The sequence below is a fragment of the Geobacter sp. OR-1 genome (assembly GCF_000813145.1).
Taxonomy (GTDB): Bacteria; Desulfobacterota; Desulfuromonadia; order Geobacterales; family DSM-12255; genus Geoanaerobacter.
Genome location: NZ_BAZF01000006.1, coordinates 194,061 through 210,370 on the forward strand (window position 1 = coordinate 194,061; position 16,310 = coordinate 210,370).

Below are 16,310 nucleotides of genomic sequence, written 5' to 3' on the forward strand. Positions count from 1 at the left end.
GTTTCAATGGTCGGTGCTACTTCAATCAATCTATACTAATAAGTCAGTAACAACGTCTAATTGGCAGTCACATTGATAACTATGCTCTGTTCAACAGAGTTCCCCACAATATCACTGACCCTGATGAGGACATTTCTATCCCCCAGCTGGTCTGAGGCTGGCGTCCAGGAGACGAGGCCGGCAGAAGACACTGTCATGCCCGATGGCGCTGTCAGGAGGGTATAGAGGAAGGTGTCGCCACTATATGGGTCGTTGACGGTCATTTGGTAGTTGTACGCTGTCCCTTGCTGAGCTGATGTGGGCGGAGTCGAGGTGATAACAGGTGTATGGTTTGCCTCGTTCGGCCCGTAGGAACAAGTTGCCTTGGCATATGCCAGAGTGGTCACGCTCTGTTCGGCGCTGTATGGTGAACGCTCGGTCCCTCTGTAGGAACGAACTCTGTAGTAATAGGTCTTTCCGGGGCGCAGACCGCAACTGTCGGTGTAGAAAGTTTCATCGCCCTTGGCAATGGTTGCAATAGTCGACCAACGACCGGACGCAAGCTTCATCTGAATCTCGTATCCTTCAGGGAGAGCGCAACTAGTTGGGATGCAGACTGATCCGTCGTAGTTCCATTCTATTGTGACGCTTGTCGGATTGGCTGGCGTTAGCGCTGTGATGGCGACGCTCCCCAGGGTGAGGGTGGTCACCGTTGCCTCGCTGCCCGGAGTGGAGTAAAGACCGGTGGTGTTCCAGGCCATGACCCGATAGGAATAGGTAGTGCCGGCCTTGAGTCCGGTATTCTGGTAGGTGAGATCGGGCTGTTCTATAACCAGCTCCCAGCTGCCGTTTCCTTCCTTCCGCTCCAGCCGGTATTTTGTCGCACTCTGACTGCTGCTCCACGCCAGATCCAGGCGAGTATTGGAAACAACAGTTGCCGTTAATGTGGCCGGCGCGGCAGGTGTAGTTGTGGTCGACTGAACGTTGCTTACGGTTGAGTAGCCGTTGACGATGTTCCTCGGTGAAACCCTGTAGTAGTAAAGGGTCCCAGCCAGGACAGAGGCGTCGCAGTAGGTGGTTTCATTTTTGCTGATGTTGAAGGCCGCCGTCCAAGTGGTGTTGTCAGGGCTTCTTTCCACCTTGTACCCTTCGTTGGCAGCGATATTGTTCCAGGTGAGGCAGATGTTGCCTGCCGTGATGCCGGAGAGTGGGTTCAGTACCGGCGTGGCGAGCAGGGTCGTCTGCGTGGCCGGTGTGGTGGAATATGGAGAATCCCCGGAGCCGTTATAGGATCTCACCCGGAAACAGTAGGCCGAACCGGTGGTGAGGCTGACGATGGGCACCGAGACGCCCGCCTGGGAATTTTCGGTGATCCCGTTCCAGTCTTCGGCGGAGCAAGTTGCAGCCACCCTCGGCTTGTACTGGTATCGGTAGCCGGTGGCACCGGAGCTGGCGGCCCAGGAGAGGGTAACCGAGGTCAAGGAGGCCGGGGTGGCGGTCGGGGTGCCCGGCGTCATCGGGATGGTGAGCGCGCTGGGGTTCGAGCTGGTCCAGAAGGAGTTGCCGTTGCCCCATACTGCCTGGACCCGGAAATAGTAAGTCGTGCCACTCATCAGGCCGGTAACGTTGCGCGACGTTACGTTGCCGGAGTAGCTTCCGGGGCTGGTGAATGCGCTGGATGTGCTCCACTGGAGGGTGTAGCTGGTGGCGCCTGTGACCGCGGGCCACGAAACGTTGACCGAGTTCTGGGTCGCCCCTGACGCCGTAATACTCGCCGGAGCCTGCAGATAGGTGATAACGCGCGGTGACGAGATTCCGGTGTTATTGAACGACTTGACCTGGTAGCAGTAGGTTGCCCCTGGGGTTAGACTGGACGGGGTATTGCTGTAGGTAGTTGCCGGGAGTGTGGCCGGGGTCACGGCTGACCAGTCCTCGGTGGTGCAGTCGGCACCGGCCAGCTGTTTCTGGTAGAAATAGTAACCGGTCTCACCAGGGACGTTCTCCCAGCTAATGACGCCGGCAGCCGCGGACATGGTGGCCGGGGTCCTGGGGGTGGTGGTGCCGTATATCTCGTTGCTGTAGGCGGAGTAAGCCGAAGTACCGATCTTGTACCTGACCCGGTACTGATAGGTATTGCCGGCGGTAAGCGCCGGGGAGTCGTTAAGGTAGGTCGTCGTGTCTGCGGCAAGAAGCGCCGGCGGGTTGAGGGTGGTCCAGGCGGTCCAGCCGGTCGGCGGGCTGGCCGGGTTCTCCTCCTGGTTGTTCAGGGTCCGCCGCTGAATCTCGTAGCCGCTCTCGCCGGTAGCATCAGCCCATGTGAGTTGGATGGCGGTGGCCGATTGCGGGACAACCGATGACAAGCTGGTCGGGTTGACAGTGGTAGTGGCCGGTGTGGCTGTGGATGTTGAATTGCTGAGACTGTTGTAGGCATAGACCTGGAAGTTATAGGCAGTGGCCGGGGAGAGGCCGGGCACGGTATAAGTGATGACGTCCTTGGCGAGCGCCAGGTTCATCCGCACCCCGTCCTTGATGATGTCGTAATTGGTTTCGCCTAGGATATCAGTCCAGGTAAGGGTTACCGAGTTGTTGGTGATGTTGGAGGTAGTCGGTGCCGCCGGCGTGGGAATAAAAGTGGTGGCTGTCCGATCTGGAGAGCTGTAAGTGGAGTTGGCGCCGTTCAGGAGTCCCTGCATCCGGAACTTGTAGGTGCGGCCAGGGGTGAGAGGAGTGACGTTCCCTGAGATCGAGTTGGCCGCGAAGGCGGTAAAGTTCGTCCAAACTCCCCAGTAGGCGCCGTTGACATCGACACAGGAGACGGGGTCGTTGTTGGTGCAGGCGGCGTATGATGCCTGGTAATTTGATTCATTGCCGTTGGGGCTGTTGTTGGTGTCGGTCCAGCCAAGAGCAACCGTGGTGGTGCTTGTGCCGGTTGCCGAATTGAAGGTCGGCGCCTGGAGCAGGGTGGTGGCCGACACCTCGGCGCTGTAGGCGGAGTCTCCGGAAGCATTGCGGCCCTTCAGGCGGTAGTAGAAGAGCGTACCGGTGTACAGCCCGGTGTCGTTGTAGGTGATGCTGTTCTGTGCCAGGTTGCTGCCGACCTGGCCCCATGCTCCGCCGGCCCCGGTTTTGCGCTCAAGAATGTACTCGGTTTCGGTTTCCAGATCGGTCCAGGCGAGGTTGATCTGGGTGGTCGATGCGACCACGGGGGCGCTCATCACCGGTGCCCCCGGAAGCGATTGTTCGATGTACTGTGAGCCACCGATGGCGTTGGATGCCTTGACGCGGTAGTAATAGACCGTGCCGGCGGTAAGTCCGGAGTCGCTGTGGGTTGTCACATCGGCAGCCTTGGTGGCCAGGACTGCCCAGCTACCGGCAGTACCCACCTTGCGCTCGATGGTGTAACCGGTCTCGCCGGCAACGTTGGTCCAGGAGAGGTTGATCTGGGTCGCGGAGACGGCAGTCAGGGTCAGCGGGGCCGGGGTGAGCGGCGGAGTGTCCGCCTGCACATATTTGGTCTCGGTGCCTCCGGCATAGGCGGTTACCCGGTAGCAGTAGCTGTTTGCCGGGATGACCGTACTGTCGGTGTAGGTGATCTGGTTCGCTTCCGGACTCGCCAGCAGGGAAAAAGAGAGTGTCGACGCGCTGCACGCCTCGGCCTTACGGTAGATCCGGTAGCCGTCTTCCGCCAGAGAGTTGTCGCTCCAGGTGACGATGACGCTGGCGTTGGTAGAAGAGGTTATCACCGGGTACGGGGGCTGAAGGGTGGCACCCGACATCTTGAAGACCAGGTAGTCGGCATTGAGTGACTCGTTCTCGCTGTATCCGGCCATGAACGCCTCGCCCAGCCGGTTGACGGCAACCGAGGATGCTTCGGCCATATACCCTTCGGAGTTGGGGTCCGTTATCCACTCCTCTAGGCTGGGGACCGCTGTTCCTTCTAGGATTGTCCCATCACTTTTGATCCTGAACGCCAGGGCTGATGTGTTGGTCCAGTCGGTTGTACTACCGGCGACAAAGATGTTGCCCGAGAGGTCCGTACTCATAGATTTCAGTTCTTCATCGGTATCCGGCCTCATGATGGTACTCGACCAGATCTCGCCACCATTCGCATTGTAACGGATAACATGGAAATCGGCATCGTTGTTTCGGGTACGGCTCGTTCCGGCTACCGTCACGGTCGATCCGTCGATGGGGTCGACCGATATCGCGGCCGCCCAGTCGTCGCCATGCGCCGGCCCGTCGTATGTAGGTTGCCAGGTTCTCCTCTGGGAGGATACATCAGCCCCGTCATACTTGATGGTGATAAAATCCCGCCCATTGGCACCGGTGGTGACAAAGCCGGCCACATAAGGGTTGCCGCTAGGGTCGATGGCCAGAGCCAATCCCTGGTCGTCGCCATAGCCGCCATTATAGAGATCTTCCCAGATGAGTGCGCCGGTGGCCCCGCTGTATTTTGCGGTAAAGATGTCACGGTTAGTGCCGTTATGGCTGGTCCCGGTAATGAAGATGTCGCCCTTCTTGTCAAAAACCACTGCCGAAGGGATATCGTCACCCAACTTGTCGATGATCACCGGTATCCAGGCACGGGTCCCGCTGGCAAGGTATTTGATGAGATAGATATCCTGATTGTTCTGGGCATTCTTGCCGTATCCCACCACCGCAATGTTGTTGTTTGCATCGGCGCTGGACGATATGGCAGTGGCCCGGTCATCGATGCCTCCCGGTCCGTTAAACTGGTCCTCCCAGGTAAAGCTCCCTCCGGTGGGCGGGTATTTAATGGTGAAGATGGAGTTGATGTTGCCGCCGGCCTGGGCATAGAAAAGTTCGGAGTGTCCTGAAACCAGGACGTCATTATTATTGTTGATAAAAAGACAGGTCGGAACGTCCAAGCCGTTCTGGGCGCTGTCGTAACGGTTGTTCCAGGATTGGTTGAGCGACCGGTCAAACTTCATGGTGAGGTAATCGAGCCCGCCTCCGCTACCTGGTAGCCCTTCGATCATCTCCTTGCTGTCGCTGTATCCGGTCACAACCGGGTTGTTGTCCGGCCCGGCTGCTATCACCTTGGCAAAGTCGTCGCCGTTGTATGTGCTGTCAAAAACGTAAGGGGATGTGTTTGTGATAAAAGCGATGTACTGGGTGAGAACCCGGGCCGTGTTGCTGAAGTGGGAGGAGTTCTCCGTGTTGAATGCCCTGACCCGATAATAATAGTAGGCGTCGACAGTAATGGTGGTGTCGGTATAGGTAGTCGAGCCCACCGGAAGCGGATCGATCGGGAGGTCGGTGAAATCGGTGCACCCCCAGCCGGTACAGCGCTGAACGATGAACCCTGTCTCGACAGAGTGAAGGTAATCCCATCTCAAGGTAACGGAACTGTCGCTGTTGAGGGTGGTGGTAAGGTTTGTCGGCGGATTTATAAGATCAGGATCGTATTTGACCACATGGTAATCGAAGCCTGTGGCCGCTGAATCGGTCCACCCTGCCACCAGTACGTTTCCGGCCTGGTCGAGCCCGATCCCTATTGTGCGGTCGTTTCTGCCGATAGAGACATCCAGTCCGACCTGCCAGAGTTCCGTCCCGTCACTTTTTCTGTATTTGACGGTCTGATAGCTGTCGTTATTATTGTTGGCGATTGTGTAGCCGGTGACAAAAAGATCACCGCCTTCATCCACGACGATCCCTGTGGCTGAAGCAATGTCATCATTACCGTTGTAGGAGTTGAAATTCTTCTCCCAGGCGACAACCGGGGTTTTTACCAACGGGTCGACGGGATCGATATATTTCGCCGTGTAGAAGTCGTGCTTTGCGTCAAGTGTCCAGGTATACCCGGTTACGTAGACGACTCCGGAAGCATCAACAGCAAGACCTGTCGGCTCGTCGTCAAAGGCGCCGTTGAAGACATACTCCCATATTACATCACCGGTCGAGGCCGAGTATTTGGCTGTGTAGATGTCCTTGTCCAGGTCGTTGACCGTAACCCCTGTGACAACCACGTTGCCAAGGGTATCGAAGAGGACCTCCCGCCCCATATCATCCTTGCTTCCGCCTTGTGCAGCGGTTGCATATCGCTTCTGCCATGATGTCTCCGCTGCGATATCGTAACGTATCGTCAGAATGTCGTAATCGTTGCCGTTCCAAGAGCGGCCGGTGACGGCAACCTTTCCGTTGCCGGCGGCAATCGACTCTGCAATATCGTCGCCAGCGGAGGGGTGTCCGTAGGTTGCTGTCCAGCTGGGAGTATTGGTGTTGTCGATCTGGCCGTCTTTGGGATATTTGAGGATGATATAGTCGAGGTTGCCCTGGCTGTTCTGGGTGTAGCCGGCAACGAAGACATCACGGTTCTCGTCGGTGGTTACCGCCATGCCGCTGTCCATGCCGCCGGCTGCTCCGTTGTAGGTATGCTGCCAGATGACGGTGCCGTTGGCACCGTTATATTTTATGGTGTGCATGTTATTGTTCGTACCGTCAAGGACGCGACCAGTGACGATGATGTTGTCGTCCTTGTCCACAGAGATCGCATTGGCCTGGTCATTGCCGCCGATCTTGTCGAAGTGTGCCCGCCAGGCAATGCCGCTACCGTCGGCCTTGAACTTTACCGTCCAGAAATCGTTATCCGTGTCTCCGTTAAGATTGCGGTAGCCGGTGATGATGACACTGCCGCTGGAATCAACTACGGAACGGCGAGCCTCCTGTTTCCCGGCCTGGGAATCCTGTTGCTGCCAGAGGATGTCACCCCCGGCCGCGAAGAGCTCGCCTGTCCCGAGGGCCAGGAACGATGCCACTGCTATGGCCGGCATGAGGAGCGGCAGAAATCCTCTTAAAATGGTGCGGCAGATTTTTCTATGGTCAAGTCGGTTCATTGGCGAGCCTCCGGGTGTATTGGATGCAGTCACGTCGCTTACGGCACTGTCGGCCATGGTGTCTTCAGGTTCCAGTAGTTTTTGTTCGGCCAGGTCCCGCTTGTGTGACATGCGACGCCTGCCTCGTAGCTGGCAAAATTGCCGAGCAGGTTACCATTCGGGTACCCTCGGTACTGGCCATGGCTCCCTGCGTACGCATATTGGCTGCTCGCCTTCCAGGGGGTTCCTCCGGATGGCCGGTTGCCGCGGTGCTGGTAGTCGAGGCAGTTGGTCTGCATCAGGCGAGGCAGGCCGGAGTTGTGCGGCTGATGGCACTTGGAGCAGGTATAGTTGTGTTCAGTGTTGGCTCCCCATCCCTTGACCGATTCGTGGATGCGGTCGATGCTTTTCCATCCCTGGTCCTTGTTAGTACCGTTGGTAAGGCTCGATTTCACGTGGCACTGGAGGCAGAGCCCGGCGAATTTGCTGTCGTCCTCGCTGATTTTCCCTCCGACTCCGAAGGTGTTCCTGTCGATATTGTGGTTCGTTATTGGGGTGATCGAAGGATACCAGCTATACTGTCCCCACGAGAGGGCGGTCGAGGATGCCCCGGACGGATTCGGCGGCGGCGAGTCCTCCTTGTATGGGGAGGTCATCCAGGTTCCCTTCAGAAGCGGCACCGCATACGCCTGGTCCGCACCTAACGACGGCGAGACCCCGTGCGGATCGTGGCAGGCAGCGCAGGTACCGCCGATCGTGTCGGCCGGCGTGGTCGCCAGTGTAGAGGATGCCTTCATGTGCCCGCCGACAATTGTCGCCTTGGTGGCACGTTCGGGGAACCGGGCCGTGGACCCCTTGGTCCCCTGGCCGAATTTCGGGGTGTCTTTATACCCCATGATCGCCGCCGTTGCCCCGAAGGTCGCCTGGTACCCCCACGGTGTGGTCCCGGCGTTCTGGCTCAGGTGACAGTCGAAGCACTGCCCGGCACCGGCGCTGTAAGGATTTATCGCCGCCGGGTTCTCGTTGGCGGATGCCTTGTAGCTCATGGTGTAGCCGCCCTTACCGGCCTGAGTCTCCTTCAGGTTGCCGCCGTTCTTGGTCCCATTGAAGGTCTCGTAGCTGGTGGTGTTGCCGGTAACCTTGGAACCGTGCGAGCTGTGGCAGTCAAAGCAGGTAACGCTATAGCTGCCATTTCTGCTATTGATTATCGAGGAATCAGTGCCGGTGGTCGCGCTCCATCCGCCGGCATTGGCAGTCGCATTGCCGTGGGCAGAGAACGCCTTGTTGACGCCGTACTTGCCGGTGGTGTTGTACTGGCTCCACCTGGCGGTACCGGTCTGGGAGTAGCGGGCGTCGATGCTCTTCTTGTCCCAGGCGTACTCCCGCGGCGTCCGGCAGTCGCCAAACGGCTGGGTATCGTTGTTCTGGTCGCTGTGGCAGGAGATGCAGTGGGTGTTCAGCTTGGCAACTTCTTTCCTCGATGTGGAAAGAATTGGAAAACTGACTTTGCTTGCCAGGAACTGGATGGCCGTGGAGCTGTTTTTGTAAACCGACGGCCGGAACCGGGCACCCCACACAACCAAGTCAACTTTGGCGTTCTTGACAGTGGAGTGGTTCTTATAGTTGTACCCCTCGTGGTGCTGGACATCGATCAGCCCCTCAGGCGTCGATTCCCAGTGACAGGCGTAGCAGTGCTTGTTGCTGACATCGACCCCCTGGACATGGTGCGAGTTCGCTTTCAACTGGCTCATGACGTCCATCCGCATGCCGATCGCGCCGGCGTGGCACTTGGTGCAGTCGCGCGGGAGACCGAACCCGGAATGACGAGGCACCGGCTTGTTGAAGTGACAAGTAGTGCAGCTTTGCTTGTTGCCGTGGCTGTCGCTGAAGCGGTGTTCGTGGCAGACTGTGCAGACACGGCTGGAGTTATGCCCATCGCCTCCGTCACTCCTGAAATGCTGGCTCCCGGCAGAGTGGCAGACATTGCAGATTCCGTCGAACGGCGCCGATATCCTGGCATAGTCAAGTCCGCTCTGCTTACGGGTGAACGTGACGGGAGCCCGTGTTATCGGCTTGCCGAACTTGCCATCCGTGGTGGTGGCAACCATGCTCTGGATCATGTAGATATTCTTGTCGCCATGTGGATCGTGGCAGTCCCAGCAGAATTTCCCGCCTTTTGTGACGCCATTCTCCTGCAGGGCCTTATAATGCTTGTAACCAAAATGGGCCGATGTTGCCCGTGCCTTCTTCGGCTTGATCCATCCTGTCCCAGGATTGAACCCCAGTGAATATTTGAACGGGTCGCTGGAGGTATGGCAGCTCACGCACTTGTCGCCGCTGTCGTCGTCATGGCACTTGAGGCAGACACCCATCATAACGTACTGGTTTTTGATGTCATCTTTCTGGGCTTTGGTCCAGGTGCCGGCGTTACTGTTGTGCCCCTTATGGGCTCCGGTGGTGAACAGTTCAGTATCCGAGGTGTGGCAGGTGATCGTTCCATCAACCCCGTTTATGCAGTTAACGGTGTATTTGTGGCCCGGATACCGGTTCTCGGTGGAGCCGTTGGCCAGCTTGAAAAGTATCCCGGAACCAGTTGCCTGAGGGGCCAGCGATTCAGTTTGGTTCACATGACAGCCGATGCACTCGCTGGCGTCGGCTGTCCACTCCATGTGGCAATAGACGCACTCCTTTTCGAACCGCTGTTCAAACTGGTTGTGGATCCTGAGCCGGAAAGGGTTACTGCTGTAATTGTGGAAGACTTTATTGTCATGGCAATACCAGCAGGGGTTTCCGGGGAAATTTGCAGCCGGGTTTCCGGACGCGGGGTAGCGGCCTGAAGTTGAATATCGGCCATGACCAGTGGTTGCCCATTCGCTAAGGTTGATTTTTGCCTGAGTCCCGTTAAAAATCGCTCCATAGTCGTCATTATCAGCGTTGGTAGTCCCGTGGCAGCCGAGACAGATAATAGTACCATTTACCGTATCGCCCCAGACCGGGTCAGTTCCCATGTTGATGTGGCAGCTCGTACCCGAGCAGGTCTTGGTGTCTTTGTTGTAACTACCACCATTTTTGAAGGCGACATCAAGGATGCGGTTAACGTGTTTGTTCCCGTTAAGGTGGGCGACTTCATTCATTGAGCCGGTGGTATGCGGATGGCATCCAGTGGCGTTACAGCTGTTGTCAGCCTGTCTGATGGTAAGATAATGACACAGGTCACAGGAGAAATTGGTTTCTATGTGCCTTGTGTGGGAGTTGGCCCGCGTCTTGCCGGCGCCCGCGTTCAAGAACATCGGGATTGCGGATTTCCATTCTTCACCTGTTGGCCATTGATACTCGTTGGTGGTCCCTGGTTTCAGGAATTTGGACGGCAGGGTCCATATCTTGCCGGTACCGTCTGTTCTGCCGTCATGGCAGCTGGTGTCGCTGCATGAACCGAGGGGGTGGCCATGGCAAGTGTTGCACTTGGCTGACGGTTCTGTCCATGCAAACGGCCTGACCGATGCCGGGTTCACGCTGCCGTCGCTGTGACAGTAGACGTTGTAGCATTTCTTGGTCGATTGTTCGTAACTTGCATCATCTTTCCCGACAATATTCCATTCCGGGGCCATCTTTATATCTTTTGCACCATTGACGTGCATTGTCTTGTCTGAGATGACACCCGCAGTGTTGACGGTGTTGTTGTGACAGTAGTAACAGGCGTATTTTCTGATCCATTGTGGTCCAACAAGCTTGCCATGACCATTGGACGTCATGTTGAGGTACGGGGAGCAGATCTGTTTGTCGCTGTTCCAGGTCCCGCCGCTTGAATAGCAGTTGAAAGACGTATTGTCTTCAGTTTTCCCCTTATGGCAGGAAAAACAGGTTGTTGTTTTGGTGGAGGACCAGGTTAAGGGTATGTTGGGGCCATGACCCTGCCCGTCGTCGTGGCAGTAAATATTGCTGCAGCTGCCGTTTCGGGTGGGATGCTGGCTTGGAAGATAGTTCGGGTAATTAATATTGCTGTTATAATTGCCGCCGTTGTTCGGGGAGGTATTGAATCCGACGGCGAGAGGACGTGCCCCTGACTCAAGGGGATGCGTGATCGGGTTTAGGTCATTTTGGTGATCAGGATGGCATTTAATGCAGCTTCCTGTGTTGTTTCCATAATATTCGCCATGTTTCTTGCCATGCGCACCGTCCGTAGGGGGAGCGCCGTGGCAAGAACCGCATGCATCGGCAGGGTTATGATCCCCCCATGTCTTGGTCAGATTTTCGAAGTGGCAGTTCACGCCATTGCATGCTGCAGGAACAGGCTCCGGGGTCTGAGGAAAAAAGATAGAAGCGCCGCTCGAAGAAAGAGTGTCGTAAACAGTCCTTCTCGGTGAGTCATTCACCTTGGCATTGAGAGAGATAACACCGTTCCGGTGATCGCTGCGATACGCAGAGCTTCCGGAGTGACATTTTTCGCAATTGGAACTTGAAGCAGTTTGAGGGAGATGCTTACGGTGGCTCCCCCGAAAAGCCCCTGTTAACGTGTTTCTTTCTCCGGAGGGGTCATCTAGGGGACGTATGTCGGCAGGCTCCTTATTGCCGTGGCAACCAGAACACTCGATAGCCGCTCTTCCGATTGCCGGGTGCATAAAGATAAACGTCGCAACCAGAGCCATCATTATAAATGAGCAGGAGTGGTACCCTCTCCTCGGCCAACGGTTCATGGTGCCTCCTTGATGCAAGCTTAAGTGGGTATTCAGTTGTATATGACCAAATATGAAAACTCATACTGTATCTACTGGTATGCAGGGCAGACGGCAGTGAGAGTTTCCAATTGAGACAATAAGGCTGGCAGTTCAGCAATGAATGATTCAAAGAATATTTATGACATGCAAAATTTGAACCATGTGATTAAATTGTGTTAATGTTAGCAATTACAATAAGTTGCACTAATAATACAGTTCTAATCAGCTTGAATACTTCGCTTGTTGCCGTGACATAAGTCAAATGGCGCATAGTTTTAGTTCACCTTTGTCATCTTTTTCTTAATGATTTTATGGATATTCACCAAGAGCAATGTTCACAATAATGTCCCCCTGCTAGACATTGTGGTATGGAAATTGCGTCCACAAAATAAAAATATATAATTATTTGCTATTAATTGTAGCTTCGTATAGCTAATCCTTTCTTAATGACAATTGCATCAGGCTGTCATCTATTTCATGCCGGTCATATACCATGGGAGTCCAATGACCGGATGCAGAGCGAATTCAAGTTATTTAACGTAAAGGTATTCTGTGTTATGCCCATCTTAATGAAGGAGAGCCATTTATGATTGAAGATAATCGAGGCCAAGACGATCTTGATTTCACACCTCCGAGAAAAGGGATTTCGCGCCGGGATTTCCTCAAGTATTGCGGCTTGGTAGCGGCTGCCCTCGGGCTTGATGCATCCTTCATCCCCCGGATTGCCCAAGCCTGGGGAGGCGCTCGTCCTCCCATAATTTGGCTCCAGTTTGCAGAGTGCACCGGATGTACTGAATCTTTCCTCCGTTCGACAAACCCTTTCATTGATGACATTATTTTTGGAACCGCTTCACTGGAGTATCATGAAACCCTCATGGCGCCTTCTGGTCAGAACGCCACACAAAACCTGCTGAACGCAGCCACAAACTACAGGGGTCAATTCATCTGCATCTGCGAAGGCGCCATTCCTACGGCAGACAATGGTGTTTATGGCATGATAGGAGGCAAGACCATGCTCCAGATAGCCAAAGACATCTGCCCCAAGGCCAAGTCAGTCATAAGCTTCGGCGCCTGTGCATCCTTCGGCGGCCTGCCGGCCGCAAACGGCAACCTTACCGGCGCAAGGGGTGTTCACAAGGCCCTCGGAGGGTTTTCAACGATCAACATCCCCGGCTGCCCGCCCAATCCGATCACACTCGTCGCCACTCTCACCTCCTACTTGCTTAACGGCACTTTCCCTCAAATCGATACCTATGGCCGTCCCCTCTTTGCGTACGGAACCACCAACCACGAAAATTGTGAGCGCAAGTTATCCTGTTCCGACAAGTGTCTGTATTATTACGGCTGCAGGGGGAGGACAACACACAACAACTGCTCTTCGGCGAAGTTCAATAATATTGTGAACACCCCTGGCTCCCCTGACGGGTGCTGGCCGGTCCAGGTCAATGCCCCCTGTTACGGGTGCAGTGAGCCGCGTTTCTGGGATCGCAGCAATTTCTTCTTTTATAACGGTTATTACATTAATGCTTGTGAGCCAGTAGGCCCATGAAGCATTTTTGCTCCCAATAGAGCTCATCAAGGAGAAACAGTTCATGTCAAGCAAGATTGTGATAGATCCGATTACCCGTATCGAGGGTCATCTCAGGGTGGAGACAGAAGTTGCAAATGGACAGGTTATTAACGCATGGAGCACAGGGACCCTCTTCCGCGGGATTGAGCCGATCCTGAAAAATCGCGATCCGCGTGATGCATGGATGATTACCCAGAGGGTCTGCGGAGTCTGCACCTATGTACACGGGATTACGTCGATCAGGGCCGTTGAGAATTCAATTGACCCCTATTTCGCGGTCCCCGAAAATGCCCGAGTCATCCGTAACATCCTTGGCGGTGCTCAATTCGTCCAGGACCACATCGTTCACTTTTACGCCCTCCACCTCCTTGACTGGGTTGATGTCACCAGGGCACTTTCGGCTGCAGATATGAATGCGGTTGTGGTTGCCGATCAGGCAATATCATCCAGTCGGGAACGGGATGCCGCGTATTTTGCCGATGTAAAGCAAAGGCTTTCCGATGTTGCAACCAGCGGCCAGCTTGGGCCCCTGGCAAACGGATACTGGGGGCATTCTGGGTACACCAACCTCTCCCCGGAGGTTTGCCTGATCATGATGGCCGATTATCTGGAGGCGCTTCGTATCCAGGCGCGTATCATAAAGATACACGCCCTCCTGGGCGGCAAGAACCCTCACCCCCAAAGCATGCTGATCGGAGGGGTGTCGCTGGACCTGGTGTTAGACGAATCCCAGTGGTTGGCTTTGTACTCTGAACTGAACACCCTCAGTTATGAGGCAAAGACCTTCGTTGACACTTATTACCTCCCGGATGCCACGGCAATTGCCTCAGCATACCCAGAATACAGAGCCATCGGCGGCACGAACAACCTACTCTGCTTTGGCGGCGTTGCCGATCTCTCTTCCGCAGGTGACCAGATGTTCCCGCGTGGCGCCATTTTCAACAGGGCGACTGGTTCAGTGCAGGCAGTTAACGAGGCCGAGATCACGGAGCATGTGGCTAGAAGCTGGTACGAAGGTTCTACAGCGCTGAATCCTGCCAGCGGGGCAACGAACCCGACCTATACCGGTCTCGATCTCAATGACAAATACAGCTGGCTCAAGGCCCCCCGTTACAACGGCCAACCTATGGAAGTCGGCCCTCTGGCACGCGTAATGGTTGCCTACGGGTTGGGGATTGTGCCGGCCATTACGCAGCTCGTAGGCGACTTTCTTGCCAGTACGGGGATGACACTCCCTGACATGTACTCCACCATCGGCCGGACTGCGGCACGAGCCATTGAAACAAAGTTTATCGCCGACAGTATGTATTCTGACTGGGTCAATGAACTTATGAATAGAATTAACCCTCAATTAACCACTGACACTGTTGGTCGGGTCAGTTTTACATTGCCTTCTCAACCCACCTGTGCCGGGTCATTTCTCAATGAGGCGCCGCGCGGCGCATTGGGGCATTGGGTCAGTTACTCTTCCGGTGGCGGCAATCCGCAGATCGTCAATTACCAGATGGTCGTTCCTTCCACCTGGAACTTCGGGCCACGGGATTCAAACGATGTGGCGGGACCTGTGGAACAGGCACTCGTTGGCACTCCGGTTCTAAATCAGCAGCAACCGCTGGAAGTTCTAAGGACTGTGCATTCCTTCGACCCTTGCATTGCCTGTGCTGTCCACTGAACCCCGTTCATTGTGTCGGTTGGAGTCATTTGATCTGTAATTTCGTCTTTGGCAAGAATTTGGGAGGTTGATTATGAAGGGTATTTCCCGGCAGGTCACGGTAATCGGTATTCTTCTTGTGTTGGTGCTGTCGGGCCTGAGCGTCGCCGCCGCCCCTCTCACCATCGATACTGCGCCGCTGTTGAACATCGGTACCGTTGATTTACCCTATACCGAGCAGTTCCTGTCAGCGTCCGGAGGTACCTCCCCATACTCATGGAAGGCATCGGGTATTCTGCCTCCCGGTCTTACTGTCTCCTCCGCCGGAGTTGTATCCGGTACGCCTACATCCGGGGGAATCTATAATTTCATGGTCAAGGTTACCGATGCCGTTTCGGCAACAGCAAGCAAGCAGATGTTTCTGAACATCTCTTCTCCGCGAGTGGTTTTGCCGGTGACCAAGCCGGCAAGATACGCAAACTGTATAAATTGCCATGCACAACCCGCTCCAGGGGCGCCTGTTACCACAATCAGCTCCTCTCCACCATCACCGAGCAACAGCACAGAAGCTGCTTTCTCATTCGGATCCAACCCGTCAAGTTACACAGTCAAAACCGAATGCAGCATGGACGGAGAGCTGTTTGTCACGTGCACTAGCCCTATCACTTATTATTCTCTGAGCGACGGCCCTCATACATTCATGATCCGTTCATTCGGAGACGCAGGGGAGATAGAGTCCCCGCCGGTGAGCTATAGCTGGGGTATCTATACCGTTCCTCTGGCGATTGCCACCGATTCACTGCCAAATGCCGTGGTTGGCGTCGCTTATGGACAAGCCCTGAGCGCATCGGGCAGCACGCCACCCTTCACCTGGTACATCCCACCCGGCTATCTACCCGCCGGCCTGACCCTAAATCCGTCAACCGGTGTCATTTCAGGCACGACATCATCAACTCCAGGGCATTATTTGTTTAACGCCCATGTTACCGATCCATTCAACACAACAGTGATTAAACAACTGAGTATCCAGATAGTCCCTCAGCCACTGACAATAACGACCGAATCGTTGCCGTACGGATCTCAAGGAATCGCCTATAACGCTACTCTGGCGGCAAGTAATGGAACAGCGCCTTACAATTGGTCCATCCTATCGGGAAGCCTCCCGTCAGGACTTTCATTGACCCAGAGTACTGGGGTTATTTCAGGCGCTCCGACCGTATCAGGCACTTTCCCAGTTACATTTAAAGTAACTGATTTCATAGAAGCAACTGCAACAAAAGAGCTGACCATCGAGATTGCCCCGTTGGCCAAGGTCCCTCCTAGTTTCACGTATCAGTCAATACAGGAAGCATTCATCAATGTTCCTGACGCCAGCATAATCCAGACGCTTGCGACAACCGTCATTGAAAATGTCGCCTTTAACAGACCAGTATCGGTAACACTCAAAGGAGGTTATAACCCCACCTATTCAAGCAATGCAGGAGTTACCGTAATACAAGGAACTGTAACCATCCAACGTGGCACTATGGCCATAGAGAATATAGCAATACGATGAGCAG

General features: G+C 55.0%; 5 protein-coding genes. 3 read left to right on the forward strand and 2 right to left on the reverse strand.

Annotated features, from left to right (window positions below; translation table 11 throughout):
* Positions 1-56 precede the first annotated feature (56 nt).
* Entirely contained in the window at positions 57-6,947 is a 6,891-nt protein-coding gene (locus tag OR1_RS08435) for a fibronectin type III domain-containing protein (RefSeq protein WP_152609845.1), read from the reverse strand.
* Positions 6,875-11,509, reverse strand: a complete 4,635-nt coding sequence (locus OR1_RS08440; protein WP_052440341.1) for a CxxxxCH/CxxCH domain-containing protein — start codon at positions 11,507-11,509, stop codon at positions 6,875-6,877. The genes OR1_RS08435 and OR1_RS08440 overlap by 73 nt, the downstream gene beginning before the upstream one ends.
* A gap of 607 nt (positions 11,510-12,116) precedes the next feature.
* Here OR1_RS08440 and OR1_RS08445 point away from each other — a divergent pair.
* The 3 genes from OR1_RS08445 (at position 12,117) to OR1_RS08455 (ending at position 16,306) form a co-directional block, all read left to right on the forward strand.
* Positions 12,117-13,079 (forward strand): hydrogenase small subunit, encoded by a 963-nt coding sequence (locus OR1_RS08445; protein WP_041971253.1) that lies wholly within the window; start codon positions 12,117-12,119, stop codon positions 13,077-13,079.
* Between the two features lie 43 nt (positions 13,080-13,122).
* Positions 13,123-14,772 carry a nickel-dependent hydrogenase large subunit gene (locus tag OR1_RS08450; protein WP_041971254.1) on the forward strand — a complete coding sequence of 550 codons (1,650 nt, stop codon included), beginning with the start codon at positions 13,123-13,125 and terminating at the stop codon, positions 14,770-14,772.
* Positions 14,773-14,845: 73 nt separating this feature from the next.
* Positions 14,846-16,306, forward strand: coding sequence for an Ig domain-containing protein (locus OR1_RS08455; protein ID WP_041971255.1), 1,461 nt, complete (start codon positions 14,846-14,848; stop codon positions 16,304-16,306).
* The last annotated feature ends 4 nt before the right edge of the window (positions 16,307-16,310 follow it).

What these genes read in the sequence shown, in the direction of transcription:
- OR1_RS08435 (WP_152609845.1), bottom strand. Translation starts at nt 6,947, where the DNA reads ATGTCACACAAGCGGGACCTGGCCGAACAAAAACTACTGGAACCTGAA.
- OR1_RS08440 (WP_052440341.1), bottom strand. Translation starts at nt 11,509, where the DNA reads ATGAACCGTTGGCCGAGGAGAGGGTACCACTCCTGCTCATTTATAATG.
- OR1_RS08445 (WP_041971253.1), top strand. Translation starts at nt 12,117, where the DNA reads ATGATTGAAGATAATCGAGGCCAAGACGATCTTGATTTCACACCTCCG.
- OR1_RS08450 (WP_041971254.1), top strand. Translation starts at nt 13,123, where the DNA reads ATGTCAAGCAAGATTGTGATAGATCCGATTACCCGTATCGAGGGTCAT.
- OR1_RS08455 (WP_041971255.1), top strand. Translation starts at nt 14,846, where the DNA reads ATGAAGGGTATTTCCCGGCAGGTCACGGTAATCGGTATTCTTCTTGTG.